Below are 26,492 nucleotides of genomic sequence, written 5' to 3' on the forward strand. Positions count from 1 at the left end.
TAATGGAGTGGCTAGTGGGATTCCGCTGAATAAGACTCCCATTGCAAGTCCTACAGGGAGGGCTTTTCGCATACCTTTTTTAGATTTTTTAATCATAACGTTGTTCCTCACATTCTACTTGTCTTTTTTTCTATTTATTAATCTAAAATTAATGATTTCAAGTTCATGTTAGTCTAAATATCTTTCAAATGTCTTTCGTAAATGTTACAAAAGTCTTTCGTTAATATCGTAAAAATTCTGAATTTTTACGATATTTTTTTTCAGATTGACCCCATGTTCATTAACCGAAGAGTTTTAAGTATCCCTAAAACAACATTTTTATTTGTAAAATGAATGAAGTAGTAAACAAGAAAGGCTGGAAAAATGCCAATCTTTCTTGTTTTTGGGGTCTCAATTTTTATTTTAATAAGATATATCGGTGGTGTACATATGTATCAATCATTCTATTCTTATCGGTATGTCCAAGTTTTGGGAATTACTTATAAGAGTCTTGAAGTGTTTGTATGAGAAGCAATGAAAGAGTTTTGTAACATTTATAAAAGACTTTTGAAAGATATTTAAATTAAGATAAACTTACCGATATGAATGTAAATATGTTGGTAACAGTATATTTAGAAAGTAAGGGACAAAGCCATGAAAGAAAAGATAAAGAGAAGTATAAAAAAAATTTCCCCTGTAGGAATAGCGATGGGGATTGTATTCAGTTTTAACCCATTTACAAAACATAAAGCGAAAGCAAACGTTGATACAAGAGAAACAATTCTTACAACATTTGAAGATACCTATGATACGTTTTTAAAAGAGCCTTTTGTTATCTTTTTATCAGAACAAAGTGCTAAAAATGATTATACAGCTAACAATGAAAACCGTGCTTACAAATCTCCTACTTTTCAAAAAGGAGAATTTGGTATTAGTGTGTATGATTATTATAAAAACCAAAACTTTTCTAAGAGAATTAAACTTTTCTATAATGATGGGAAAATTGAATATAAAACGATAAAGCATGGTCAACAACTTTTGATTAAGCAAGCTGGTACCATAGTGGACTTAAATCCAGATGCCTCAGATTTGTATGAACTTGATGTGTATTATATTACACAAAAACAATTAGATGAAGGGAATACTGGTATTGCGCTTACGAATTGGCAAACATATTACTTGAAAAGTGACAATAGTGGTCAAATGAATGGTCCTTTAGCTTTTAAATTTATTAGACAGGAATTTCCAAATATAAAACCCGGTAGTGCTTCTTTTGACCTAGAGAAACTTTTTCATGCACTACCGGAAGAAAAACAAAAACTGGCAACGATAACTTCAAATCCAGTAAAAGAATCTGAAATTTTTAGGTATACCGCTGATGAGCTTGCTGAGATAAAGAGACATAAGCTCGCCGTCGTTACACAACATAATAATAAAAAAGAAAGTCACAGGTAAATGAATTCACTTAAAATTTTCTTTTTTTGATATGATAACCTCTAGAAGCTTTACAAACATTTTTAACGAGTAACAAATCAACAAGCCAATTTTCAGTGCGTTAAGGAAATTGGCTTGTTCTTTGTCTAAAGCTACTTAGTACTTTTATGTCGACCCCTTATAGGCCTCAAATTACGAATGTTTCAGGATAGTTTTATATAGGAAACTACAAGACAAAGTATGAAAAAATAACCCGCCACATCTGAAATTGGGGGGTTTTTCAGATGTGGCGGGTTATTCTTTGAATCGTTTCCGTACCCCTATATATCTCGGCTGAACCCCTTATTCCCCCTTTTCGAGGGGATGGGCAAAAACACCCAAAAATGATTTTTGATGGATGTAAGTAATACAGGTAAAAAAATTATTTTGTCTATATCACTTATCCCATATAAAACTTAAAATCCAAAACATCCATAAATAAAAAAACTAAATCTATGTTAGCTTTTTACATAAGTCGTGTTATCAGTAGTTTTAGTGAAAATATGAATATAATGATGATCATTTTGGAAAAATACCACAAATGATTAAAATCCAACTTAGAATAAGTTGTTTTTCAATTTTGTTTTTTACTGGATGGAGAAAATATGAAGAAAATTACTCAAAAACAAATTATACTGTTTTGTATTTCGTTAATATTTATGACAGGCTGCTTGCAAAAGTATGTTATTGATGATGTTGAATTAATTCAAGGAATTGTATTCGATATAACAAAAAATAAAATAAAAACAACAATTGTCTCTCCTGTTCAAAAAAAAGGTCATCAAGTTCAAGTATTTGAAAACATCGGAAACACAGTAACACAAGGAAAAGAAAAATCCTCTTCCGAATCTTCGCTCCCCCTTGTCACCGGACAATTACGTGTTGCTCTTCTTACAGAAAAATTAGCAAAAAAAGATATAACCATAGCATATGATACGCTTCTAAGGGATAAGAGCATAGCAGGTACAATATATCTAGGAATATTAGAAGGTGAGGGATATGAGCTATTCTCTGGAAAATATAATAATGCCTTTAACGTTGCAATTTACATAAAAGATCTGTTTAAACACAACATGGAAACGGGTTCATTACCACATGATAATTTATACCTTAACTCTTATCGCTACTACGAAGTAGGAAGAGATACTTTTATACCAATATTAAAAAAACAAAAAGACAAAATAAAAATTAAAAGTATAGCTCTTTTCAAAAAAAATAAATATAAAGGGAAATTGGAACAAAAAGATATGTTTATTTTTAAAGGATTGCTTGAAAAACATAGATTAAATTCCAAGGAATTTAAAACCCATGGCGGTTATGTATTAATTAACAATATCAGTTCCACCCCTTCCTATCATGTTCAGATTAAAAACGGAAAACCATCTTTTTATATTCAAGTTAAAATAAATGCCCGTCTACAAGAAACCTCAAAAATGATAAGTTTAGAAAATAAAAACACTATCGAGATAGTAACAAAAAACATAGAAAAACAATTGAATACAGAAAGTAAAAAACTAATAAGAAAAATACAAAATCTAAATGTAGATCCACTTGGTTTAGGCTCGAAATTCAAACAACAATATAAACCATTTAAATTAAAAGAATGGGAAAAAATATATAAAACAGTACCAATAAAAGTGAAGTACATTGTGAATATTGAAAATTCAGGGGTTATTGAGTAAAACATTTGATACTTTGCTACAAAAGGTCATCATATCAGTTACCATAAAATCTAATTATTAATAGAAAAAGGCTAAATTCCTTACCGATTTTTATATAGGAATTAGCCTTTTTCTATATTATTAAATTTTAATTTATTTACCAAATAGACGACTCCAAAGTGATTTCCTCTGTTCTGAAGCTGCTATTAGGGGTCACCATATCAAAAAAAGAAAATTGTACGTTTAGAAACAATTTGGACACGAATTAGCCAGTACCTTGTACGTTAAGGACCCGGCTAATTACTTACTTTACTACTTTTTTATATAATTTTTCTCCCGTAATGGTCTTAAATTATTAAAATTTGTTTTTCATTTAAGTTCCAAACATAATCACCTGTCAACGTAATATGTTCCCAGCCAAGTGGGGTTATATGTTGTAAATATTCTTCTGGAATGTCCACACCTTTTGCATGTAATGCATCTACTAATTAACGGCTTGCTGGGCACACAACATAAAAAAACCGCTCCTTTTCGAGCGGTTTCCTCATAGAATGAAGGTTATCCATTCTATGTGGCAATGTTTGCATGAAAACAATAAAAATTAATAATTTCCTACACAAAAAAACAGAAACAGAAAAACACTATCCAGCATTACGTTCCATTACAAAAACCAAACAACCCTTTTCAGACCATGGTTCATGTTCTGTATTAGGTCCATAACAGAGATAAGAACCTGCTCCATACTCAACATCATTGCTGATAAGAACTCCATCTAATACGAATAATTCCTCGGTCTCCTTATGCGTATGTTGAGGGAATTTTGCCCCCGGTGCAAATCGCACGACATAACGCAGTTCACCATTCTCATCTCGTAATGGAATTTGTTCTATACCATTCATAACAAATTTCCACTCACTGTTTGTGATATCAACGGAAAATAAATCTTTCATGTTATCATCTCCTTCTATACAAATAGTAATTTACGATGATATATTGGTCAATATGAACAAAAGTGAACTATTCTTCAGGAGGAATGAATCATGGAAATTCGTTTGTTACAGACATTTCAAGCTGTTGTCCAATGTGGTAGTCAGATAAAAGCAGCAAATCTGCTGCAATACGCACAATCTACCATCACCCTACACATCAATCAATTAGAAGAAAAACTCGGCATCGAACTGTTTGAGCGTAAAGGAAAACAAATGGTGCTAACCGAAGCCGGAAGACTTGTGAAAGAACAGGCAGATATTTTATTAAATCAAGTGGATGTAATCACCGAAACCGCAAAAGAATTTTCAATCGGTCAGAAAGGACTTATTCGGATTGGAGCCATTGATTCCATTGGCAAAACAAATTTGATTTCCGTACTAACAAAGTTTATGAAAGAACATCCACAAATTTGTCTTTCCATCGAAAGTGGCGTAACCCAACAATTTAGTCAACGGATTATCGCTAACGAACTTGATATTGCCTTATGTCCCCCTCCATCACCAGAATTAAATCTTGAATTTTATCCGCTATATGAAGAAAAGCTTTGTTTGATACTGCCAATCGACCATCCATTATCTACACAAGAAAAAATTCACATGTGTGATTTGGAAGATGAAAATTTTATTTTAACTGGACAATTGTGTGATTATCGGCGAAAAATAGAGCATGTTTTTCTTCATCATGGCTTTCATTTACACTCTAATTACGATGCAGCAAACATGGAGATGGTTTTAAATCTTGTATTACAAGGGTTTGGTATTGCTATGCTACCTAGCAATTTCGTTGCCAATCCACATCAATACGCTATTCGTGACATCGATGATATTTCATTCGCTTTACCTGTTGGATTAATCCGCAAAAAAAATATAGCCCTCAGCCCTGCTACAGAAAAATTGGTAGCTAACATATTTTCATCCTGCTAAACAAGCACAAAAACCTGCTAATGTTTGTCAAGTAGGGGTTTGTGTAGTAACGGAACAGAAACGGCAATAGGAATCCAAACCCCTTAAAGTTTTACCAATATAAGTCTAATTCATCACAATAAGGGGTATCGCCACTTGGATGGGAGCATATTACGTTGACAGATGATTATGTGTGGAATTTAAACCTAAAAACAAATTTTAATAATTTGCGACCATTACGTAAAAAAAACTCAGTAAAAGAGAAGTAAAAGTAATAACCGGTTCCTCAACGTACAAGGTACCGGTTAATTTGCCTCCAAATTGTGTCTAGACGTACAATTTTCTTTTTTTGATATGGTGTCCCCAAGTGCATAATGAGGATTCTATTTTTTTGCATTAAATTTCTACAAACAAAAAAAGATAAGATCGGAGAATACGATCTTATCTTCAGCACAAGGAGTAAACATAAGTGATAACCATCATATTTTTATTATAATTTATTTTTTATTAATTTTGAATATTAAAACCATAATTTACAAGTATATCTATATTGAGAAATTTAATACAAATTTAGCTGTAAATATTTTTAAAAACTTATCAAGCATAAGAAAAGATTGGAATGAATTTTACAAATCACATCCTAATCCAACAAAAAAAGAAGTGATTGATTATATGACAGAATTAGATAAAAGATATGGAGATAAATTTACACCTCCAGTAAATAAATAATATAAAAGGAAGATTAAAACTATGAATTTATATCTATTATCACCTGAAGTAGCTGGTGGACATGGGGAGCACACGGTTTATGGTAATGAAAAGAGCATTGGTGCAGAAGGAATTTCAGGAAAAGTTCAATTTTTACATTATGAATTCTATGGATGGCTTGGCGATGATTTGTTAGAATCTACACCTTGTTTTATTGTTTCCGAGAAATTGAAAAACGCATTATTATCTAGCGAATTGAAAGACTTTAGATTAGAAGAATGCTTAATTAGTCTTTCTGAGGAATTTCAGGAATTATATCCCGATAAAGAATTACCGGATTTTTGGAGGCTCATTCCTTTAGGTACAGTAAATTATGAAAATGGAAATTATAGCGAGTGGTCAGGGCATCAATTTTGTTTAACACCTAGAGGAGATCTGATTTTAACGGAAGAAGTACTTTCTTTTCTAAAATCATTTACTCTAAAGTATTGTGATATTTCGGCACTAGAAAATATTAATTAATACTAGATGGGGTTGTTGAGGATATTCTCTTTCTAGAAGGTGCATCTTTATTTGGTGTTACCCCTATGTAAACTATAATATAAGTAATTCTTTTTATTGTTTATATTTTGTTATTTCCTGTTGCAGAATCCTTATTATAAGGATTCTGTTTTTTTGCATTGAACTTCTACAAACAAAAAAGATAAGATTGGGGAATTCAATCTTATCTTTAGCATAAGGGAAAAACAAGTGACAGAAACCATCTTAATTTTTATATTATTACATTTCCTGTTAATTCTCTATATAAAAACCATATATAACATCTGTATCTATATTGAGAAAATTATTACAAATTTAGTTGTAAATGTTTAAAATATCGAAAGTAAACTTTTACCCATTTGTTTACTTTCAAATCCACTTAAGGACACATTTTCTTGTTTCAAAAACCTCATGTTTATAAAGGTATACCTTTACAAACGCTAAAAGAACATCTATGAAACATTGAAATATCAAGTTTATAAAGGTGACGATAATTATTTTATAAACGTTTATTTTTAATGAATACCTTTATAAACAAAAATGGTATAATTGTGGTAACAAATGTAAGGAGCATATCAAACGTGGCAAATATTTATGGATATATACGTGTAAGTACAAAAGATCAAAATGAACAACGTCAATTACATAAGATGATGGAACGAGGAGTAGAAGCTCGACGTATTTTTGTCGATAAAGCAAGTGGACGACATTTTGATCGCCCTCAGTATCAATTATTACGAAAAATATTAAGTACAGGTGATATTGTTTACATAGATGCTTTAGATCGTATGGGCCGTAATTATGATGAGGTAATTTCAGAATGGAAGTACATAACAAGAGAATTACAAGCTGATATTGTCGTTTTAGAAAATGAAACATTGTTTGATAGTCGGAAGTTTCGAGAGATGGGTGACATGGGACGGTTAATGGAAGATCAGTTTTTATCTTTGCTATCCTACGTTGCGGATCAAGAGCGTAAAAAGATTCACCAAAGACAAGCCGAAGGGATTGCTGTAGCGAAATCACAAGGAAAACATTTAGGTCGTCCTCAATGTAACCTTTCAACATTAAATCAAAAGCAACTACTTATAATAGAAGAAACGTATCCTAAGTGGAAAAATAGAGAAATAACTGGGGTTCAATTTATGGAACTGTTAGAACTGAAGAAAAATACTTTTTACAAAATAATCAAGGAATATGAAAGTACACTGAATCAAAACCAGCTATGAGCTGGTTTTTTTTTTATTCCAGTAGATTATTAAGTTCATATAACTCTTCCAATATAAAAAAGAATGCTCTAACGTACAGAGAATAGGTTGAATTGTGTCCAAATTGTGTCTAAACGTACAATTTTCTTTTTTTGATATGGTGACCCCATGCCCATCAACTTAAGAATATTAACTACTCCTAAGTACCAAAAAACGTTATTCTTTCTAAATAAGCTAGATTAGAAAGAATAACGTTTTTTATGAATCCCACGATTCAAGATGAATTACAACCATTTGACAAAGAATTATAACGAGATATTACACCTGCATTTTTAAAAAAACTTGCAAGAAAACTCGAATTTTACAAGTGTTTTTGGAGTATATGCAACAGAACTCTTTTTTATAAGTCAACTTCATTTCTTCCTATGTTATATACGATTATCATGCCAAAAGTTTAACGAAAAGTGCTCATCTTCATGATATGCTTCAAATTCATAACCTTTTGCTTTTAATCCTTCTATTATTGCTGGTATTGCTGCAACAGATTGCGGATGAATATCATGCATTAAAATAATCTCTTTGGGCTTTGTTGCACCTGTAATTACACTTTCAGCAATTTTTGCCGCAGCAGCATCCACTGGCATTTTACCATATGTCCAGTCTGAAGTATCTATCGTCCAATCCCAAACTCTTAAACCACTTTCTACAACCTTATTACGAAGTGCTTCATTTAATCCAGGTGAAGAACCATATGGAGGACGTGTTAGTTTTGGCGATTCACCAATAATATTTGCTATTAATCCCTGGTCTTCTTTCATTTCATTGACATACTCGCCATTTGTATATAACTTCTTGAAATTGTGTGTCATACTATGCATACCTACATAGTGTCCTTCTGCTTTCTCGCGTTTTACCAAATCGGGATACTGCTTTACATTTGCACCAATTAAGAAAAAAGTTGCTTTCGTATCATTTTGTTTTAATATATTTAACAATTCAGCTGTATATTTTCCTGGACCATCATCAAATGTAAGATAGGCAATTTTCCTCACTTGACCATTAAATTGAACCGGTGCAGCCTTATTCATCTCTACTTTCGGCTGTTCACCTACAAGCTGTACTGCATTTACTTGATTGGCTACTGCTTTAGCCGGTGAAGTAATTGATTGAAACACAAAATACCCAATTGCGATTGCAATAATAGCCACTATTGTGACTATAATGCTTTTTACATTTAATACATTTCCCATTCTATGAAATTCCTTTCTTTAATAGCATTTCTCTATAATACTTCTATTCATATTTAAATATATTCAATTTTTTTCGTTCCTACAAGTAAATATTAATAAACTATATGAAGGGATAGCATCAACATTTTGTGAGCTCTGTACGCTAAGGATGTAATCCTTGATATAACAGAAATTTCATCATAGGGTTCACCTTGCATGCCCATCAATTTAAGATTTTAATACCCTTAAATACCAAAAAACGTTATCCTTTCTAAATAAGTTAGATTAGAAAGGATGACGTTTTCTTATGAATCTCTCGATTCAAGATGAACTACAACCATTTGCGGAAGAATTACAACGATATGTGACACCTGTATTTTTAGAAGAACTTGCAAAAAAACTTGGGTTTGTAAAAAGAAAACGCAAGTTTTCTGGCTCAGACTTAGCTACTCTTTGTATTTGGATGAGTCAACGGGTGGCAAGTGCCCCCTTGGTTCGATTATGTAGTAGGCTTCATGCAGCGACAGGCACTCTACTCAGCCCTGAGGGCTTAAATAAACGCTTAAATACAAAAGCAGTTTTGTTTTTACAACATATTTTTTCTTTACTGTTACAACAAAAAGTATGTGAACAAACGCAAATTTCTAACCATTTCTTCTCTTATTTCCAACGAATTCGTATCCTAGATGCCACCGTATTTCAAGTGCCAAATGCTTTAGAGAATGTATATCCAGGCTCTGGAGGATGTGCTCAAAAAGCTGGAATCAAAATCCAATTAGAATATGATCTACACAGTGGGGAATTTCTTAATTTTCAAGTTGGACCTGGAAAAAATAATGACAAAACATTTGGTACAGAGTGCTTAGATACCTTACGACCAGGAGATTTATGTATTCGTGATTTGGGTTATTTTTCATTAGAAGACTTAGATCAAATGGTTCAACGAGGTACATACTATATTTCTCGTTTAAAATTAAATACGAATGTATATGTGAAAAATCCAGATCCAGAATACTTTAAAAATGGTGCTATTAAGAAACAATCGGAATACATACAAATCGATGTGAAACAGCTTCTAAACCAACTACAGCCCGGAGAAACATTTGAATTAAAACATGCCTATATTGGTGATAAACAACAACTGTTTGCGCGTGTTATTTTTAATCGATTAACAGAAAAACAACTTCAAAAACGACGAGCGAAGATCGCGGAAAAAGAAAAATCCAAAAATAGAACGTACTCAGAGAAAAGTAAAGTTGTAGCGGGATTAAACGTGTACGTCACAAATACACCTTGGGAATGGGTTCCGATGGAACAGGTACATGAGTTATATACTTTGCGTTGGCAAATAGAGATTGTCTTTAAAACGTGGAAATCACTCTTCAAAATAGATCATTATCGTAATGTAAAACAAGAACGATTAGAGTGCCAACTATATGGAAAGCTAATCGCTATTTTCCTGTGCTCCTCTACTATGTTTAAAATGCGTCAACTTCTTTTACAAAAGAAGAAAAGAGAATTAAGCGAATATAAGGCAATAGGGATGATCCAAGATTATTTATATCTTCTGTATCAAGCTATACAGAAAAACACCCAAGAAGTAACAAAGATTCTAATCCGCCTATTCCACCTACTACAGAAAAACGGGCGGAAATCTCATCGATATGAGAAGAAGACAGTCTTTGATATTATGGGTGTTATCTATGAGTATAGTGGATTTAGAAAACAAAAGAAAGCTGCATAATCTTTAAAAATAATACCTACCTAGGTTTATTTGGCATGCTCATTTTTTAGGAGAAAAAGTGTTTTAAGAGTTTTTTAGTTTATTTGAACGAAAGCTCATTTTGTTTCCGTTCTTAAGTTGATGGGCATGTATGGTGACCCCTAATTGCTCTAAAGCATCAGGTGACATATATCGTTGCAACTCTTTAGAAAACAATTCTAGTTCATCAAAAATCGATAAGTTCATATCAAAAACGCCATCCTTTCCTATGATTCTATAGAAAGAATAGCGTATTTTTTCATTTTAGGGGGAATTTTGTTTTGTTAGCTTAATAGCGATGGGGCAGAAACATCCGAACTTGAAAAAATCTATGCTAAGTATGCCGCTTTTCGTGTGGAGCAGCTGATGATAATTCAACCGGAGCTACACGAATTTAAGAAAAGACTGGAAGATTTCTTCCTAAAAAAGTCCAAATCTCACTAATTATCCTTAAATTTGAATCATCCCTAGGGCTCGTTGGTTCTGTTGTAATATTATGATAAATCTGTTAAAATAATAATAGAGATACTTTTCTTTTTTAGAAAAAATGAATTCGGTATTTTATTTGAATAGCAGGTCAAGGTCTTTGAACCACTTGAAGAGCATTCTTCAAGTGCGTCTAAAGACCTTTTTGTGTTGTTCTAAAACGATAAGAAAGAAGAATTCAAGCCAGACTCACTGAATATAAAATGAAATCCTCCCTTTTTGGTTACTGAACTAGAAAACCCTTATTTTTGGATTAATTATAACAATTACTTATTTTAGGAGATGATCAAATGGAAATTTTACCTTGTAATGGTTGCAAAGGAATGTGTTGCGGTCCCGTTCCAATTACAGAAGAAGAATTAAAAAAAATAAAGAAGAAGATAAAATCGATGCCTACAAAAAAACGTCTAGATTTAAAAAGTCAGCAACGATATTTTGGAACATGTATTTTCTATGACGAAATAAACGATCGTTGCGGTATTCATTCGGTACGTCCAATAATTTGCCGAGCATTTGGGTATTACAAAAATCTTGTTTGTTTTCGCAAACCGGAAGTAGTTTCCGCAAAAAATTATATGAGCAACGAACAGCCCATTGGTATTTTGAGTGTTGATTTTACATGGAAAGATTTTTCTTAATGGGTTTATCTATTTTCTTAAGTTGATAGATGTGTGGCGGTACCCCTATATGTTTTAGTCTTACCGCATTAATGTTTAGTGCTTCAGTTATTACAAATTAAAATAATGAAAGACTTTTGTAACATTTATGAAAGGGATTTGAAAGATATATAAATTATCATGAGGTTATCAAAATAAATATAAAAGGAGAATAAAAGTGATTACAAAAAAGAAGAACTCGAAACAGGCTAAAAAACTAGTACAAGCTTTAACACTAGCTACCACTGTTATTAGTGGATCATTAGTATTTAATTCTTCATCTGCACATGCTGATTCTCTAAAATCAATTGAAGAAATTGGAAGCGGCGCTAAAGTTATGACAAGTTTAGACACAACTTACCATAATGATGCAAACATAAAGAATTCAATTAAAGTTTCATTTATTGACGACCCAACTGTTGATAAAAAATATGCTGTTATTTCCACGGAAGGAAGTAGCATTGGTTCAAATTTAAAATATCGCAATATTAGTTATTATGAAGCTGATATGTTTTGGACATCGGCTTTTAAAACGGGATTAGAAATCACAAGTAATGATAGCGCAGCATTTTATAAAGTTTTGCCTAAAAACTCGATAGAAACAAAGAATGTATCTTCTACAGTTGCATATAATGTAGGTGGAGGTGTGGAAGCTAAGCAAGATGGAGCTGGAGCAAGTGCAACAGCTGGTGCATCTTGGTCAACTACTGTATCATATGACCAATCAGATTATAAAACATTTCTAGAAAATAGTACGAATAAAAAAGTAGATTGGAAAGTCGCCTTTGATAAATATTATAATGGAAATGGATTTTACGATAGAGATTCATGGACTACTTTTAATGGTAACCAATTGTTCATGGTAACCACGTCTGGAGTTCGTTCTGCAATAGATAATTTAGTACCTCAAGATAAACTGCCAAGTTTAACAGCATATGGTTTTCAACCAGGTACAATTGCAATTATAACTGCAGATAAAAATGAGAATTCAACTGATTTATCTGTAAAGCATAGTAGAGAGCAAGATAACTACGGTATAATAAAACCAGTAGGTTGGAAAGGATTTAATGAAAAAAATCTTGCACTCAGTGAGCATGAAAACACATCTGTAGATCATTATCAAATTGATTGGAAAAATAATAAAATCGTTCACAAGTAAAAGTAAACGATTCAATTACTGATTGTGTGGCAGTACTCACAAATACTCAATAATGAATGCATATAAAAATCGGTTCTTATGAAAGTAATCTATCAAACTAGGTTCATATTTTATCATTTTTCCTCTTCTCTTTTGTATAAATCTTGATGACATGATACTTTTCCAATCCCCTTTGGAAAGCCGAGCAGTTAGCTTTTGCTAGCTGCTTTTTTTGTTCCTCGAAATCAAACAAAATGGTTCTGGTGCAAAAACTCTTGTTAGGGGTCACCAAACATGCCTACCTCCCGAAAAGGTTGCTTTTTTCTTAGAATGTATAGAAAGAATACCGTTTTTTTGTACTTAGAGGTAGTGAAAATTCTTAAGTTACCCCCAAAACAAAATTTTTATCAATCTACAGTAATTTATGAGAATTAAATTCATTTTTTTCATTACTGGGGAACAAACATTTTTTTAACGTAATGGAGATAGGGTACAAAAACACAAATTTTATCTCTGAAAAAAACGATTGCCTGGATCCTAAGAGGCAATCGTTTTTTCTTTTTAAGCTGTTTGTAATGACCAATTACAGGTTAAAAATATTATTTAGTGTTATTTCTGTTTTCCAAAACCTTCTCCATATTATTATTCGCCCATTCCTTCATTAATAGGATAACTGGTCGTAGTGACTCTCCAAGTTCTGTTAATGAATATTCTACTTTAGGAGGTACCTCACGATATACCTCACGATGTATGATGCCATCTGCTTCGAGTTCTCTAAGTTGAAGTGTTAACATCCTTTGGGTGATATTAATATTTAATCTTTTTAATTCATTAAATCGCTTCTTACCATCTAATAAATGATAAAGAATAACCCCTTTCCATTTTCCACCAATTACATCGACGGTAGATTCTACTGGACAAGAATATTTATTTAAAAATGAACAATTCATATTATTTTCATTTGAAATTATCATAAAAAAACTCCTCCTTAGCAATAGTATATTTTTTGATACTATAACACAAAAATGTGCGTACTTGTATCAGTTTTATTTAAAAAATATAATTTAGTCAAGAAATCATTTAATGAAAAGAGGCCCTTTTATGACTAACACAAAACAAAGTACAAAACAAAAAATTATGGAGGCTTTTAATTTTAGGCATGCATGTAAAGAGTTCGATCCTATGAAGAAAATTTCAGAAGATGATTTTAAGTTTATTTTAGAAACAGGAAGATTATCTCCTTCTTCTTTTGGATATGAGCCTTGGAAATTTATTGTGGTACAAAATAAAGAATTAAGAGAAAAGCTATTGCCATATTCATGGGGAGCAGGTGGACAGCTTTCAACAGCAAGTCATTTTGTCATTGTTCTTTCAAGAAACATCAAAGATATGCACTATGATGCAGAGTATATACAACACATGATGAAAGATATTATTGGATTACCTGAAGAAGCTCAACAGATTAGATATGAATTCTTCAAAAAGTTTCAAGAATCGGATTTTAAATTATTAGACTCCGAACGGGCTGTATTTGATTGGTCATCAAAGCAATCTTATATTGCTTTAGCTAATATGATGACTAGTGCAGCTCAAATTGGTATTGATTCTTGTCCAATGGAAGGATTCAATAAAGAAAAAGTAGAATCTTTACTTCGTCAAGAAGGTATTCTAAAAGGTGATAATCTTGAAGTATCAGTTATGGCTGCATTTGGATACCGTAAAGGAGAACCACAATTTAAAAAAATAAGACAAACTATGGATACTATTGTCGAATGGATTTGATAAGATAAATTTCGCACTATATGGACGAGCATTATTGGATAGTTGAAGAAGCAGGAAATGGATATTTTTATTTAAGAAATAAAAAATAAGAACAAAGTATTAGATATAACTGGTTCAGGTACTGCAAATGGAACCAATATGATCGTATGGGATTTTAATGGCGGCAATAATCAAAAATTCAAATTGCAGAAACTAAATTAAATTATAAGATTCTAGTGTGGAAAAGGAGCATCTCTCCTTCTTCGGAAAGATACTCCTTTTCTATTCTGAGGGTGTTGAAAAACTAAAATAAATATATCCAAAAAACACATGTTTCATAATACATTTTATTAGATGATGACATCATTAATTTTTAGAGGAGATTTAAATCAAATTTTAGGAGGTTTTATCAATATGAGAAATATATTGCAAGGAAAGCTAGGCTTTGGGACTGCACCATTAGGTAACATGTATCGTAATATTCCAGAAGAAGAAGCAATCGAAACAGTGAATGCTGCTTGGAAAAGTGGCGTTCGTTACTTCGATACAGCTCCATTCTATGGAGCTGGTTTAGCAGAAATTCGTCTTGGTGAAGCACTGTCAAAACGAAAACGTGATGATTACGTTTTAAGTACGAAAGTAGGTCGAATCATTTTGGATGAATTGGAAGACCCATCTGCACGTGACTTAGGAGAAAAAGGGGGACTTTTCGAATTTGGACGTAAAAATAAAGTCATCAACGATTATAGTGCGGATGCAACCCTTCGTTCTATAGAACAAAGTTTGAAACGTTTAAAAACAGATCGTTTGGATTTTGTTTTTATTCATGATCTCGCACAAGATTTTTATGGTGATGAGTGGCTTTCAAAATTTGAATCTGCTCGAACTGGGGCATTCCGTGTGCTTACACGTTTACGTGAAGAAGGTGTCATTAAAGGTTGGGGACTTGGAGTAAATCATGTAGAACCAATTGAGTTGCTACTAGACTTGGAAGAAACGAAGCCAGATATATCCTTATTAGCTGGTCGTTACACATTATTAGACCATGAGCGTGCGCTACAACGAGTAATGCCTGCGGCTCAAAAACATAATATGGCTGTTGTTGTTGGAGGCCCCTATAGCTCAGGTGTTCTTGTTGGAGGCACTCACTTCGAATATCAAAAAGCTTCACCAGAAGTTATGACAAGAGTGGAGAAAATCAAAAACATTGCAGACCGTCATCAAATCAACGTCAAGGCTGCAGCTTTACAATTTTCATTGGCTAACCCGGCAGTTGCTGCTGTTATTCCTGGTGCTAGTCGCCCTGAGCGAATTGTAGAAGACACAACGGCATTAAATACTGTAATCCCAGCAGCATTTTGGGAAGAAATGCATGAACAAAAATTAATAGTACCTCATGCCCCCTTACCAATCAGTGTTAAATAAAAACGTACTAATTTCACGTCCAATCAAAGGAATTGAAACCATTCATGCTACAAACAAAAGAGAAGTCTAGTTCCAGACTTCTCTTTTTCGACGTACAATAAATGACAAAAATTATTCATAATCGCTTAATGTCCAATGATATTGAATTAGACTCTTTTCATTTTAAAAAACTTTGCAACAGAACCTAGTAGGGGTACGGAAACGATTCAAAGAATAACCCGCCACATCTGAAAATTTTTCTAATTCGGCGGGGGGTTTTTTATGCTTTGTCTTGTAGTTTCCTATATAAAGCAGATCTTGAAACATTGGTAATTTCACAAATTTGTTTCACTGTCATATTCCCTTCCTCATACAACTTAAGGGCATACTTCATTCCTGCATGCTTTTCATGATACTTTTTAACTCGTCCTTGGTACTTTCCTTCTTTTCTTGCAAGGTCTATTCCCTCACGCTGGCGGATTCGAAATACATGTTAGCAAATAAAAGTTAACAAAATTATCTTAAGACGCTTTATTTTAATTAATTAAGATCACGACAGCAATGCTAGTACTGTCCTTAGTGGTGAACATATAATTCCAAATTAACTTTTGGGATGCAACCTGTATTATTAAATAATTTACAAACAAAAGGAGCAAACATATAATGTTTGGTTCCTTTTGTTATATAGTAATAAATGTAAGGTTATGACCTATTTTTACATGTATCTCGGCTGTACCCCATAAGGTTTCTTTTTTTGTATTACGAATCTATAAATGAAAAAGATAAGATCGGAGAGTATGATCTTATCTTTAGCATAAGGGAAAAACAAATGACAGAAATCATCTTAATTTTTATAATATTATGTTTTTTGTTGATTTTCTATATAAAAACCATATATTACAGATATATCTATATTGAGAAATTTATTACAAAACAAACTATAAATAATCAAAAAATCGAATGTAAACTTTCACCCAAAAGTTTACTTTCATTTCCCTTTAAATATTGACTTTCGCCTGTTTTTATTGATATTCTAAAAATAGTTAAAAAAGTATACATTCAAATCGTTGAAAATAAAGGGATTGAAAAGTAGATGGATAAAAAGCAACATTTAATTGATGTACAACCAATTCGAAGCAAAGAACAGCTCGAAGACATGAAATGGTCTCTTAAACGTCATTGTTCAGATCGTGATTACATTTTATTTCTAATTGGTATTAATACGGGGTTACGTGTAAGTGATTTACTTAAAATGGAAACGAGTGAAATCTTAAAACTGAAGCGAAAAAAACGAAAAGAATTTAAAGTGAAAGAAGGAAAGACAAAAAAGGAGCGTATCATAAATATTACATCTATCTTTGAAGAAGTACTTCCATATGCCGAGGATTTAAAAAGTACCTGGTTATTTCCTTCTCGCAAAGGGGATAAGCCAATTAGTAAAATCCAAGCCTACCGACAATTACAAAAAGCCGGGGATTTTGCCGGGGTTGAATCTTTAGGGACTCATACAATGCGTAAAACATTTGGATATTGGTTTTACAAGCAAACAAAGGATATTGCTATGTTACAAGAAATATTGAATCATAGTACACCACAAATTACACTAAGATACATCGGTATTAATAAAGAAGAAAAAGATAATGTACTAGATACATTCCGAATCTAAAGATGTTCATCATGGGGTATCGTCAGCATTTTTGAAAAAAACCATGTTTTCTTAAATATAGTTCCATTGGGAGGCTGTTCGTAATGAGATCCAAGAAATATACCGTAATATTTATTTTTTTAGCTATTGCTTCAAATTTCGTCTTATCCATGTGGCTCAAACAAGGACTTTTTGGTGTAGTTATTGCTATTATTTTATTATTAATAGCTGCATGGACTACAAAACAGCCTACAGACGACCAGCATAAATGAACAAAATAACTTAACATGGTAAAATAATATTTGGATGAGAGTCCAATGATATTAAAATTAAAGTGGTTATCAAGTCGGAGGAAGGCACCTTAGGGTGTCTTTTCTTTTTAAAATATATAAGTGCAACATCCCTTTCCTAATAGGGGTACCACCATATCGCTATCAAGCTAAAAAGAATGGATTTCTTGGGCAAATAATTGCAATTCATCTGATACAGAAATAGACATACAAAAACGCCATCCTTTCCTATGATTCTATAGAAAGAATAGTACATTTTTTTGTTTTGGAGTAATTAATTTCTTTAGCTTGCTAGCAATGTAGTCGAACCTCTAATAGTTACTAGTAATAATTCATGTTAATAATTGGATATATTGATTATTACCAACAAGAAAAGTATAATAATGGTAGAGATGTATACATATACGGGTGGAGTATGTCTATTCCTTGAAAGAATAATCATTCAAGGAATGCATGGTGTTATCATTCTATTTACTAGGCGGATACCTTTATGTATCGGCTTATATTTGTGATGAGAATAATACATCTCTAATTACACATATCATCGTGTGCTTATTTATTAGGGGGAATATGAAATGACACATTTACAAAATAAAGTTGCTCTTATAACAGGAGTAAGTAGTCCAAGAGGTATCGGCGCTGCTATATGTCGCAAATTTGCTTCTCAAGGTATAGATATTTTCTTTACACATTGGCAGTCTGAGGCTAGTTGGCCAGAGAAATTTCAAAAAGAGATTTTAGAGTTAGGAGTCCGCTGTGAAAACCTAGAAATTGATCTCTCAGATGCAAATGCTGCATTTGAAATAATGGATATTGTTACAAAGCAGTTTGGTACTCTTTCAATTTTAGTTAATAACGCAGCATACTCAAACAGAGATGGATATGCAAAGTTAGATGCTCAAATACTTGATAACCATTATGCAGTTAATATGAGAGCAACTTTTCTTCTTTGTGCGGAATTTGCTCGCCGTTTTGAGAACTCGAATATAGATGAAGGAAGAATTATTAATATGACATCCGGACAAGAATTAGGGCCAATGCTTGGGGAATTAGCATATGCTGCAACAAAAGGAGCAATTGTAGCTTTTACTAAGTCTCTATCAGCGGAACTTGCTCCTTTAGGAATTACGATTAATGCGGTAAACCCAGGACCAACAGATTCAACGTGGATGACAGATGAAATTAGAAATCATCTTTTGCCTAAATTTTTAATGGGGCGTATTGGTATGCCGGAAGATGCAGCGTGCATAGTGGCATTTCTTGCTAGTGACGATGCAAAATGGATTACTGGTCAAGTTATGAACTCAGAAGGTGGATTTTTACGAAGTTAAATGAAGTAAAGGGTTTATAGTTGCCGTATTGAGTGTCTTTATGTATGTTGTAACCGCTCTGTATCTCGAAAATGTAGCATATACATGGAAAGCATATATTAAAATATTTGCTGCAATATTAGTGATTGTTGCTAAGTCAAATCATTTCGTTTACTAATGCAGCATTACCATACTACAATATTACTATTAATGACAGCAAAGATGATGGATGGACGATGATTAACTAATCCTATTTTCCATAAGAAAGTAACACTATTTAATAAAATAGCTTATTTGAGTATAAATAATATAACGACTAATCCTGCCAAATTTAATTGGGAGGATTTTTTATTCTCCCTTTAAAGAGAGTAATAGAAAGTACGAAGAAACCTTTTAAAATAAGGGATGTCTCCGTGGGAATAATAGGAAATACTGTAATTAAACATAGGAATTTCGTTTTGGGGACAACCTGTTCTGCTAGGTTGATGGCGATGTGGTGCTACCTCTACTCTTATATAAAAAACACTCGAACAACTTAAGAATTTTCTTTCCATCTTCCTTCTAAGTACTGAAATATATGTTGAACTTGTAGGGTCTTCTTTTTTTCTGTCGAATAAATAGAGTTGGGGAGGAGGAGGAAATATGAATGTTTATTTTAAAAATGATTTTGGAGATAAATTATTTACTACGGTCAATAAAGATATTGCCGGATTGATTGAAGCACTTCAAGTTTCGAGTGTAGTGAAATTGAATAATGCAAATTACAAAGTAACTGATTATCAATTTGAATACATTCAATTTGCAGGTCATGAAGAGCCTGAGTTAACCGTGTTAGTTGAACGAATATACGATTAAGCATCCATAACGGATGCTTTTTTCTTTGTTATATAGAAATTACACATTAAACGTGAATTTGAACAAAATGGACATTTGAATAGATAATACTTCCTTAAAATAGCCTTAATTAAAACATAGGTTTGATAATATACGGAAAATAAATGGTATAATTTTCTAAGAACATAAATAAAGTTTATTTTAGAAAAGGGGTAGAAGGGAAATGTTCCAGAAGTTCAAGTTTTATTTAATGAGCATTTTAATTAGTTCGATGTTAGGCGGAATTATTATAGGTGCTAATTTCTTGGTCCATAACATATATAATTTAGTTTCAGGTAAAGAATATCATTTAAATATGTGGTCTTCTATTATTATATTTAGTGTTGTATTTATTTCGGGTTTCTCGTATTCCTTGAAGAAGGGGCCAGATATATTTATTAATGATTAAAACAATAGCGATTATCGTAGGCACTGCCGTGATCTGGGTGGCGTCTTGTTTGTTGTTAAGGAAAGATAAGGGGTGAGGCGATGATTCGGAAGATTTGGCACTCTATCGCTCTGACTATTGTTTATATCGGTTTATAGATTGAGGGATCCGACGATAATCCAACAAAACAAACGAACACAACGAACGAAAATAGGGATACCACTCTACCCTAATCACCGAGTTTGATACTCTTGAGAAAGAGCTTGTATCTTAAGGATAAAGGTATACAGGAAATTTTTTCTTATAAGCGGATTATCTAAATGATACAATTAAGAAAAGGGAGGTGTATGTATGAAAAAGGGTTTTATAAGAAGAACATTCCTGAAGGAATGGATGTTTACTCTGGTACTGATAGCAATTTTCCTTGATGTTTATATCCAAAAAGTAGGTATGGCACACATTTCCCTACTCAAATTGCTGTTTATTCCCGTTATCTTTGTGGTTGCCCTTTTTGTAGAGAAGAAATGGGCAAAGTATGCAAATTAAGCATAGAAGGGGGAGCGCCAACATTTCGCGGATTTTGTACGCTAAGGCATAACGTAGTCATTGATTGAAATTATTTCGTAGGATTTTATAAATGCAGAAATCCACGAGGAATATTCTTTAAAGGAGAGTGATTACTTTATGTTAAGAAAATGGATAAATACAGTAAAAGAACCTAAATGTATTCATAAATATAACTTTATTAAAACTCAAGATAGTGAGAATTTTAAAACAGGACAGATGGGTACAGCTAGTTTTTATAAGTGTGAAAAGTGTGGAAAAGAAAAGATTGAATATAAATATAACAGTGATATAAATAGTGACTATTGGAATATATAAAGTAAATTGTTTAATGAAACAGAGATTTACTAATATTAATTATTTGCTATCCGAAAATGAGAGAGAGATTGCTGCAATATTAAAAATTAGCTTCCAATAACGAATTTTACGTCAACTAGCCTCTCTTCCGAGGGGCTAGTTAGTTTTTACAGTAACAAATGTTGCTTTTAAATAAAGTCACGGTGTTTAAAAAAAAGACGCGATGTTTTGCCCCTTTGGATCTGTTTATCTAAAGGGGTGTTTTTATAATGAAAAGGAAAAGAACATCTTTTTGTTTTTAACAATTATTGGCTTGAATGATTGAACAAATAATAACTTATAAATTTCTTATGAAAAGATTAATCAATTCCAGATAAAAATTGATATAATTTTGATCCAAGTTTATTATTCCGAGTAACCAATGAAACAGTTCTTTTTCTTCCGAAATTATCAATTGGTAAAGCAAAAAGTTCGAGATGACCGATATTTTTAGCCATTAACTCTGGTACTATGGTTATCCCCATTCCAGCAGTTACGGCTCCAAAGATAAAATCACCAAAGGCTACCTCGCTTATTATGTTAGGCTTGTAACCGAGCGATGACATTTGTTCAATAATATGCTTCCTTGTATCACAAGGAGCCTGATGAGCAATAAGTGGTTCTTCGCACAGTTCGGCAAGCTCAAGCGTTTTTTTCGATTTAAATCGATGATCTAAAGGAAACACCGCATAGTAAGGCTCCGTAAACAACTCGCAACTCCACAACGATTCTCCAGTATTTAAAGCCTCAACAAAGATCGCATCAAGTCTTCCTTCCTGTAAAGACTGTAGCAGTTCGCTAGAAGTATTTTGAATCATTAATGTCAAGGGTCTACCCAATAGCCGAAGTCCCTTAATCCTAGAGGGTAAATAGTAAGTGGCTAAACTAGGAAGACTGCCTATAGCTATAGGATTAGTACGGCAAAATTGTTTTAATTCTTGACGAATTGCGGTTAATTCAGAGATAACAGGCGTAATTCGATTATAGAAACGTTCACCAGCTTCCGTCAATTCAATACCAGTTGATGTTCTGTGAAATAACTCAATATCAAGATTATTTTCCAAATTCCGAATATGTTTGCTCAATGCTGGTTGGGAAAGATTATTTGCTTTTGCAGCCTTAGAAAAGCTTTTTTGTTTAGCTGCTTCAGCAAAGCTGTGCAACCACTCAATATTCATTATATTCCTCCAAACCGTATAACAATTTGTTATACCCTTATAAAATAATCATTCTTCCATATTCATTGTTTTTTGGTAACCTATTAGATATGGAAGATGTTTTGATTATAACATAATGTTATAGGTTATCGTTTAATGTGGTTTGTTTTTCTACTGGAATGAACAAAAGAAAAACCGATAACTGAACATTGAATTAATCGACAGAATGTTCATCACCTAGTTAGGGAGGATTAATTTATGAAAAAAGTTTTATTACTATCATTGGGTATGTTTGCCTTGGGTTTTGATGCTTATATAATTGCAGGGCTTATTCCAGGGATTAGTGAGACATATCATAAAGATGTGTCACAAGTAGGACAAGCCGTTAGCATATTTACTTTGTTTTATGCTATATCAGCACCCTTATTTTCTTCTCTACTTGCCGGAAAACCAATCAAAAAAGTATTATTATGTTCAATGCTAGTCTTTACTATTGCTAATGGTATTACAGCTCTTGCTCCAACATTTTCTATTCTCCTATTATCTAGAGCAATTGCTGGAGTAGGAGCTGGTTTATTCTCACCATTAGCTGTAGCAGCTTCTGCACAGCTTGTTTCAAGTGAAAAGAAAGGGAGGGCTCTAGGGCTGACTATAGGTGGAATGAGTATAGGAACAGTTTTGGGTGTCCCTTTAGGTTTATATATATCCGACTTGTTTGATTGGAAATCAACAATTTGGCTATTAGTTATCATTGGTGTAATTGCTGTTTTAGGTATGCTTAGATTTCTCCCGAATTTTCCAACTGCACCTCCTCCTGCACTAAACGAACGATTAAAGATGTTTCTAGATAAAAGGGTAGCCATTACTGTATTTATAACATTTTTTGCTAGCATTGCTAGCTTAGGCCTATACACATACCTATCACCACTATTAGAAGAAATTGCAGTTTCTAGTAATTTAACGATGTATCTTTGGGCATGGGGATTTGGAGGTTTGTTTGGCAGTGTGATGATTGGTTATCTGATCGACTATTTTAAAAAAACAAAAACTTTGGTTACAATAATTTTAATAACTTTAACACTATCTATTATATGTATACCACTAATGATTAACTTACCAATATTAAAGTATCTACCGTTCTTTGTCTGGGGAGCAAGGGGGTGGGCATGTCAGGCACCACAACAGCATATTTTACTATCATACCAGCCGAATAATGGAAGTTCAGCGGTGGCATTAAACAGTTCTGTCAATTATTTAGGGAGTGCAATAGGTGCTACCTTAGGTGGGGTTGTATTGTCTTTAGAGATGGGAGCTATTACACTGGTTTATTTTGCAGTTCTTTCTATGGTGTTCTCCCTTTGTTTACAATTTTATAGCATGAAAAACAGATTTAAGGTGACAGAGGTTAGTAAATGCTGATTGAGAAAATGATCAAACTTTTTTATGAAAATTAAATAATTTATTTCAAATGTGGAATCTATTTTGATCAAACTTTTTTCAAAATAGATTCTTTTTATTTGTTGTAAAATGTGGGTTTACAAAGTGTTTTTGATTAAACTTTATTCTAAACCAACAGTAAGGTATTTGGAGATAAAAAGCTTTGAATCTCTTGAGCAAGTAGTTGTAATTCATCAGATACAGAAATAGACATACAAAAACGCCATCCTTTCTTATGAGTCTACAGAAAGAATAGCGTATTTTTTCATTTTAGGGGATACTTCAAAATCTCAGATTGATAGGTATATGACATTTCTGTTAAGTCCATTACAGGAACCAAAAATAATTACTTATTTTTCATTTTCACTAAAATTTTTGATATTGCTATCCATAAATTTATAAACATTAAAGTTCCGAAAATATCAGCAACAACTACATAATGTCCTATAAATAGGTTTTCAAAGTGAAAAAATGGAGTGTTATAAATGGCTATTAATAAAGATATAATCATCGAAAACAGAAAAATTTTTTTCTTAGTTATCATATAACTGCAAAGCAAGAACGTATAATAAGCCCAAAATTGTGCAGCATACCAGGCATGAGATAGCCGAATACCTGCTTTTGTATGCAGAGTTGTTGAAACCAGTACGAATAATACAAGTAATGCAATTAATGGAGCAAATTTAACGAATTGTAAAAGGTTTAAATAGCGCTTGTTTGAACTTGGATGGTTTACTCCATACTTAAATACCCATTTCGTTATATAATGAATAAAAAATATGAAACCTACATTAATAATTAGCATAAAAAACATCATTATTATTCCTTCTTTTCCAATGTATTAATCAACTAAAAAGTTAATTGATAGTTTATTTAAACTTATCTTTATTAAACTCTTTTTTTTTGTAATTTTCAAGTTTGTTCAAATGGAATTTTCATTTACTCCGAGTATTTTGGGGAGTGACCATTGTCATCAACCTAGGAAAATAGGTCACCCAAAAAACGATAAATAAGCTTTTTCGTTACAAGAAAGCCTAAAAATTTCGTTCTGGGGGTATAATAAAATCTTAGCTTGATAGCGATGGGGTACCGCCACATTTTGGAAAAAAACCACGCTAAGAACATGCAAGATTTTATACAGTTTTTCGGCTAATCCAGTAACAAATGAGAACCTTAAAACCCATGCCAGAATAGGAATGTATAAAAAATGGATAGGGTTATAGAAAAAGAAAAAGGGGGATGTTCATGTTTTCGTTCAAAACATTTGATAATCTAACAGATGGGGAAATTCAGTTAATCCTTATGGAACATAGTCAGGCTGATGATACAAAAGGTTATGTTCCTGCATACATTTTTGGCATAGTAACACCATCAAATAGGACCAATAGTATGGGGAAAGTTGTGTTACGAGTTGGAAATAACGAAAATACCTTTTACGGAGGTCACATCGGGTACAAGGTAGAAAAGAAATTTAGAGGATATAATTTTGCTTCGAAAGCCTGTCTTTTGATTCGTGAAGTTGCACTTGCACATGATATGAAAAAATTACTCATCACTTGTAATCCTGACAATATCCCATCTCGAAAAACATGTGAGAAGATTGATGCACAGTTAAGAGAAATTATAGACTTACCTCCAAACCATGATTTGTATGAACGTGGTGAAAGACAATGTTGCATTTATGAATGGGAATTGACATAAATAACTTCCAATAACGATAATTATGTAAATACGAAATCCCTTCAGCAAGTAAACTGAAGGGGTTTTTTCTAGATACATTGAATACAGATAAGTGGGGTTATGTAAACTTTTAATATGGTTTTTAATCTTTGGGCAGGATTAAAATTGTTAAGTAAAAATTATTTATACAAACTAATCCCTTATCTATAATAGATAAGGGATTAGTTTAATTTTGTTGTATGGTATAAACAAAATTAAGTGTCATAATATATGGTAACATGAATATTTATGTGTTTTTTGAATTTTATTTATTCTAAATAAACAAAAAGGACTAGTATCATACTAGTTCTTTTTGTTTGTAGATCCATATTTAAGTAGTAGGGTACTACATATAAATCAATACAATATTAGAAGTAAAAGGATACCAACCTTTGTACAGATTAATTATAGCATAAATTTTCAGAAAAAATATATTTATTAGTTGGTTATTTATTCCTTGTTTTATCGTGTTTTGAATGAATATGTAGTTTTGAAATAAAGTCATACCGTTTAGAAGAAAGTTCTACTGTTTTTAAAAAAGTTGCACCGCTTTACCTCTTTGTATAAAGGGGGATTTTTTATGTGTATTTTTAATTATAAAAAACAATTTGTCAAAAATACTTTACGAATTGTAAGAAATAAATTACAATCATCTCAAGAGGTGTTGCTGTTGTTACATAATAAAATTGTAGTTTGTCGAGCAGAAAAAGGTTGGACTCAAGAAGAACTGGCAAAAAGGGTGGGTGTTAGTCGTCAAACTATCGCTACTCTTGAAAAAAATAAATATAATCCATCTCTAATTCTTGCTTTTAAAATTGCAAATATATTTGAAAAGTCATTAACCGACGTGTTCGATTATCAGGAGGAGTGATACAT

The 26,492-nt window shown here is 32.4% G+C and carries 26 protein-coding genes and 4 pseudogenes; 22 read left to right on the forward strand and 8 right to left on the reverse strand.

The genetic code is table 11. From position 1 onward, the window contains the following. The first annotated feature begins 633 nt into the window (after positions 1 to 633). Both MR109_RS24245 and MR109_RS24250 read left to right on the forward strand, forming a co-directional pair. On the forward strand, positions 634 to 1,434 hold the full coding sequence (locus MR109_RS24245) for a hypothetical protein (protein ID WP_242274116.1): 801 nt from the start codon (positions 634 to 636) through the stop codon (positions 1,432 to 1,434). A 623-nt stretch (positions 1,435 to 2,057) separates the two neighbouring features. After that, positions 2,058 to 3,134, forward strand: a complete 1,077-nt coding sequence (locus MR109_RS24250; RefSeq protein WP_242274118.1) for a Ger(x)C family spore germination protein — start codon at positions 2,058 to 2,060, stop codon at positions 3,132 to 3,134. 291 nt (positions 3,135 to 3,425) lie between these two features. Here the strand turns inward: MR109_RS24250 and MR109_RS30280 are convergent. Together MR109_RS30280 and MR109_RS24260 are read right to left on the reverse strand one after the other, a co-directional pair. Next, positions 3,426 to 3,598 (reverse strand): annotated as a pseudogene (locus tag MR109_RS30280) (Tn3 family transposase); the annotation flags it as partial. A gap of 156 nt (positions 3,599 to 3,754) precedes the next feature. Continuing rightward, the gene (locus tag MR109_RS24260; protein WP_242274122.1) at positions 3,755 to 4,063 is read right to left on the reverse strand and encodes a cupin domain-containing protein; all 309 of its coding nucleotides are present in this window, start codon (positions 4,061 to 4,063) and stop codon (positions 3,755 to 3,757) included. Positions 4,064 to 4,153: 90 nt separating this feature from the next. On the opposite strand from MR109_RS24260, the gene MR109_RS24265 reads away from it, so the two are divergent. From MR109_RS24265 to MR109_RS24275, 3 genes are all read left to right on the forward strand, one after another. Beyond that, on the forward strand, positions 4,154 to 5,026 hold the full coding sequence (locus tag MR109_RS24265) for a LysR family transcriptional regulator (RefSeq protein ID WP_098565288.1): 873 nt from the start codon (positions 4,154 to 4,156) through the stop codon (positions 5,024 to 5,026). 729 nt (positions 5,027 to 5,755) lie between these two features. Continuing rightward, positions 5,756 to 6,235, forward strand: a complete 480-nt coding sequence (locus tag MR109_RS24270; protein ID WP_242274123.1) for a hypothetical protein — start codon at positions 5,756 to 5,758, stop codon at positions 6,233 to 6,235. A 599-nt stretch (positions 6,236 to 6,834) separates the two neighbouring features. Beyond that, positions 6,835 to 7,482 (forward strand): recombinase family protein, encoded by a 648-nt coding sequence (locus MR109_RS24275; RefSeq protein WP_242274125.1) that lies wholly within the window; start codon positions 6,835 to 6,837, stop codon positions 7,480 to 7,482. A gap of 407 nt (positions 7,483 to 7,889) precedes the next feature. Here MR109_RS24275 and MR109_RS24280 read toward each other — a convergent pair whose 3' ends face one another. Next, complete coding sequence (locus tag MR109_RS24280) at positions 7,890 to 8,711, reverse strand: peptidoglycan-N-acetylglucosamine deacetylase (protein WP_242274126.1); 822 nt, start codon at positions 8,709 to 8,711, stop codon at positions 7,890 to 7,892. Positions 8,712 to 8,997: 286 nt separating this feature from the next. On the opposite strand from MR109_RS24280, the gene MR109_RS24285 reads away from it, so the two are divergent. Continuing rightward, positions 8,998 to 10,434 (forward strand): IS4 family transposase, encoded by a 1,437-nt coding sequence (locus MR109_RS24285; protein WP_242274127.1) that lies wholly within the window; start codon positions 8,998 to 9,000, stop codon positions 10,432 to 10,434. Positions 10,435 to 10,497: 63 nt separating this feature from the next. Here the strand turns inward: MR109_RS24285 and MR109_RS24290 are convergent, their stop codons facing one another. Further along, positions 10,498 to 10,659, reverse strand: coding sequence for a hypothetical protein (locus tag MR109_RS24290; RefSeq protein ID WP_242274175.1), 162 nt, complete (start codon positions 10,657 to 10,659; stop codon positions 10,498 to 10,500). A gap of 569 nt (positions 10,660 to 11,228) precedes the next feature. Here MR109_RS24290 and MR109_RS24295 point away from each other — a divergent pair. Together MR109_RS24295 and MR109_RS24300 are read left to right on the forward strand one after the other, a co-directional pair. Continuing rightward, positions 11,229 to 11,576, forward strand: a complete 348-nt coding sequence (locus MR109_RS24295) for a YkgJ family cysteine cluster protein (RefSeq protein ID WP_242274128.1) — start codon at positions 11,229 to 11,231, stop codon at positions 11,574 to 11,576. A gap of 196 nt (positions 11,577 to 11,772) precedes the next feature. Then, positions 11,773 to 12,753, forward strand: coding sequence for a beta-channel forming cytolysin (locus MR109_RS24300; RefSeq protein WP_242274129.1), 981 nt, complete (start codon positions 11,773 to 11,775; stop codon positions 12,751 to 12,753). 578 nt (positions 12,754 to 13,331) lie between these two features. Here the strand turns inward: MR109_RS24300 and MR109_RS24305 are convergent. Continuing rightward, positions 13,332 to 13,706, reverse strand: coding sequence for a winged helix-turn-helix transcriptional regulator (locus MR109_RS24305; RefSeq protein ID WP_242274130.1), 375 nt, complete (start codon positions 13,704 to 13,706; stop codon positions 13,332 to 13,334). A gap of 127 nt (positions 13,707 to 13,833) precedes the next feature. Here MR109_RS24305 and MR109_RS24310 point away from each other — a divergent pair, with 127 nt between their 5' ends. The 4 genes and pseudogenes from MR109_RS24310 to MR109_RS30455 all read left to right on the forward strand — a co-directional run. Then, positions 13,834 to 14,514, forward strand: coding sequence for an NAD(P)H-dependent oxidoreductase (locus MR109_RS24310; RefSeq protein WP_242274131.1), 681 nt, complete (start codon positions 13,834 to 13,836; stop codon positions 14,512 to 14,514). A gap of 23 nt (positions 14,515 to 14,537) precedes the next feature. Then, positions 14,538 to 14,715 (forward strand): annotated as a pseudogene (locus tag MR109_RS24315) (RICIN domain-containing protein); the annotation flags it as partial. A 192-nt stretch (positions 14,716 to 14,907) separates the two neighbouring features. After that, the gene (locus MR109_RS24320; protein ID WP_242274132.1) at positions 14,908 to 15,918 is read left to right on the forward strand and encodes an aldo/keto reductase; all 1,011 of its coding nucleotides are present in this window, start codon (positions 14,908 to 14,910) and stop codon (positions 15,916 to 15,918) included. A gap of 13 nt (positions 15,919 to 15,931) precedes the next feature. After that, positions 15,932 to 16,023: pseudogene (locus tag MR109_RS30455) on the forward strand (IS6 family transposase); the annotation flags it as partial. 154 nt (positions 16,024 to 16,177) lie between these two features. On the opposite strand, the pseudogene MR109_RS24325 reads toward MR109_RS30455, so the two are convergent. Beyond that, positions 16,178 to 16,387: pseudogene (locus MR109_RS24325) on the reverse strand (helix-turn-helix domain-containing protein); the annotation flags it as partial. 603 nt (positions 16,388 to 16,990) lie between these two features. On the opposite strand from MR109_RS24325, the gene MR109_RS24330 reads away from it, so the two are divergent. The 7 genes from MR109_RS24330 (at position 16,991) to MR109_RS24360 (ending at position 21,285) form a co-directional block, all read left to right on the forward strand. Next, positions 16,991 to 17,563 (forward strand): tyrosine-type recombinase/integrase, encoded by a 573-nt coding sequence (locus MR109_RS24330; protein ID WP_000358766.1) that lies wholly within the window; start codon positions 16,991 to 16,993, stop codon positions 17,561 to 17,563. Between the two features lie 83 nt (positions 17,564 to 17,646). Next, the gene (locus MR109_RS24335) at positions 17,647 to 17,814 is read left to right on the forward strand and encodes a hypothetical protein (RefSeq protein ID WP_242274133.1); all 168 of its coding nucleotides are present in this window, start codon (positions 17,647 to 17,649) and stop codon (positions 17,812 to 17,814) included. Positions 17,815 to 18,407: 593 nt separating this feature from the next. Next, positions 18,408 to 19,163 (forward strand): SDR family oxidoreductase, encoded by a 756-nt coding sequence (locus tag MR109_RS24340; protein ID WP_242274135.1) that lies wholly within the window; start codon positions 18,408 to 18,410, stop codon positions 19,161 to 19,163. 621 nt (positions 19,164 to 19,784) lie between these two features. Continuing rightward, the gene (locus tag MR109_RS24345; RefSeq protein ID WP_242274138.1) at positions 19,785 to 19,997 is read left to right on the forward strand and encodes a hypothetical protein; all 213 of its coding nucleotides are present in this window, start codon (positions 19,785 to 19,787) and stop codon (positions 19,995 to 19,997) included. A 202-nt stretch (positions 19,998 to 20,199) separates the two neighbouring features. After that, positions 20,200 to 20,424, forward strand: coding sequence for a hypothetical protein (locus tag MR109_RS24350; protein WP_242274139.1), 225 nt, complete (start codon positions 20,200 to 20,202; stop codon positions 20,422 to 20,424). Between the two features lie 330 nt (positions 20,425 to 20,754). Continuing rightward, positions 20,755 to 20,949, forward strand: a complete 195-nt coding sequence (locus MR109_RS24355; RefSeq protein WP_242274141.1) for a hypothetical protein — start codon at positions 20,755 to 20,757, stop codon at positions 20,947 to 20,949. Between the two features lie 138 nt (positions 20,950 to 21,087). Further along, entirely contained in the window at positions 21,088 to 21,285 is a 198-nt protein-coding gene (locus tag MR109_RS24360) for a hypothetical protein (RefSeq protein ID WP_242274142.1), read from the forward strand. A 338-nt stretch (positions 21,286 to 21,623) separates the two neighbouring features. On the opposite strand, the gene MR109_RS24365 is transcribed toward MR109_RS24360, so the two are convergent. Continuing rightward, positions 21,624 to 22,481: a LysR family transcriptional regulator gene (locus tag MR109_RS24365; protein ID WP_242274144.1), complete on the reverse strand. Its 858-nt coding sequence runs from the start codon at positions 22,479 to 22,481 to the stop codon at positions 21,624 to 21,626. A 237-nt stretch (positions 22,482 to 22,718) separates the two neighbouring features. Between MR109_RS24365 and MR109_RS24370 the strand changes: the two genes are divergently transcribed. After that, a complete protein-coding gene (locus MR109_RS24370; protein ID WP_242274145.1) occupies positions 22,719 to 23,879 on the forward strand; it encodes an MFS transporter in 1,161 nt (386 codons plus the stop codon). Between the two features lie 364 nt (positions 23,880 to 24,243). On the opposite strand, the gene MR109_RS24375 is transcribed toward MR109_RS24370, so the two are convergent. Next, entirely contained in the window at positions 24,244 to 24,714 is a 471-nt protein-coding gene (locus MR109_RS24375; protein WP_242274147.1) for a hypothetical protein, read from the reverse strand. Between the two features lie 428 nt (positions 24,715 to 25,142). Between MR109_RS24375 and MR109_RS24380 the strand changes: the two genes are divergently transcribed. Then, positions 25,143 to 25,598, forward strand: coding sequence for a GNAT family N-acetyltransferase (locus MR109_RS24380; protein ID WP_242274149.1), 456 nt, complete (start codon positions 25,143 to 25,145; stop codon positions 25,596 to 25,598). Positions 25,599 to 26,286: 688 nt separating this feature from the next. Beyond that, positions 26,287 to 26,487 carry a helix-turn-helix transcriptional regulator gene (locus MR109_RS24385; protein ID WP_025151352.1) on the forward strand — a complete coding sequence of 67 codons (201 nt, stop codon included), beginning with the start codon at positions 26,287 to 26,289 and terminating at the stop codon, positions 26,485 to 26,487. The last annotated feature ends 5 nt before the right edge of the window (positions 26,488 to 26,492 follow it).

Origin of the sequence: Bacillus cereus group sp. BfR-BA-01310 (genome assembly GCF_022664325.1) — a bacterium.
Classification (GTDB): Bacteria; Bacillota; Bacilli; order Bacillales; family Bacillaceae_G; genus Bacillus_A; species Bacillus_A paramycoides.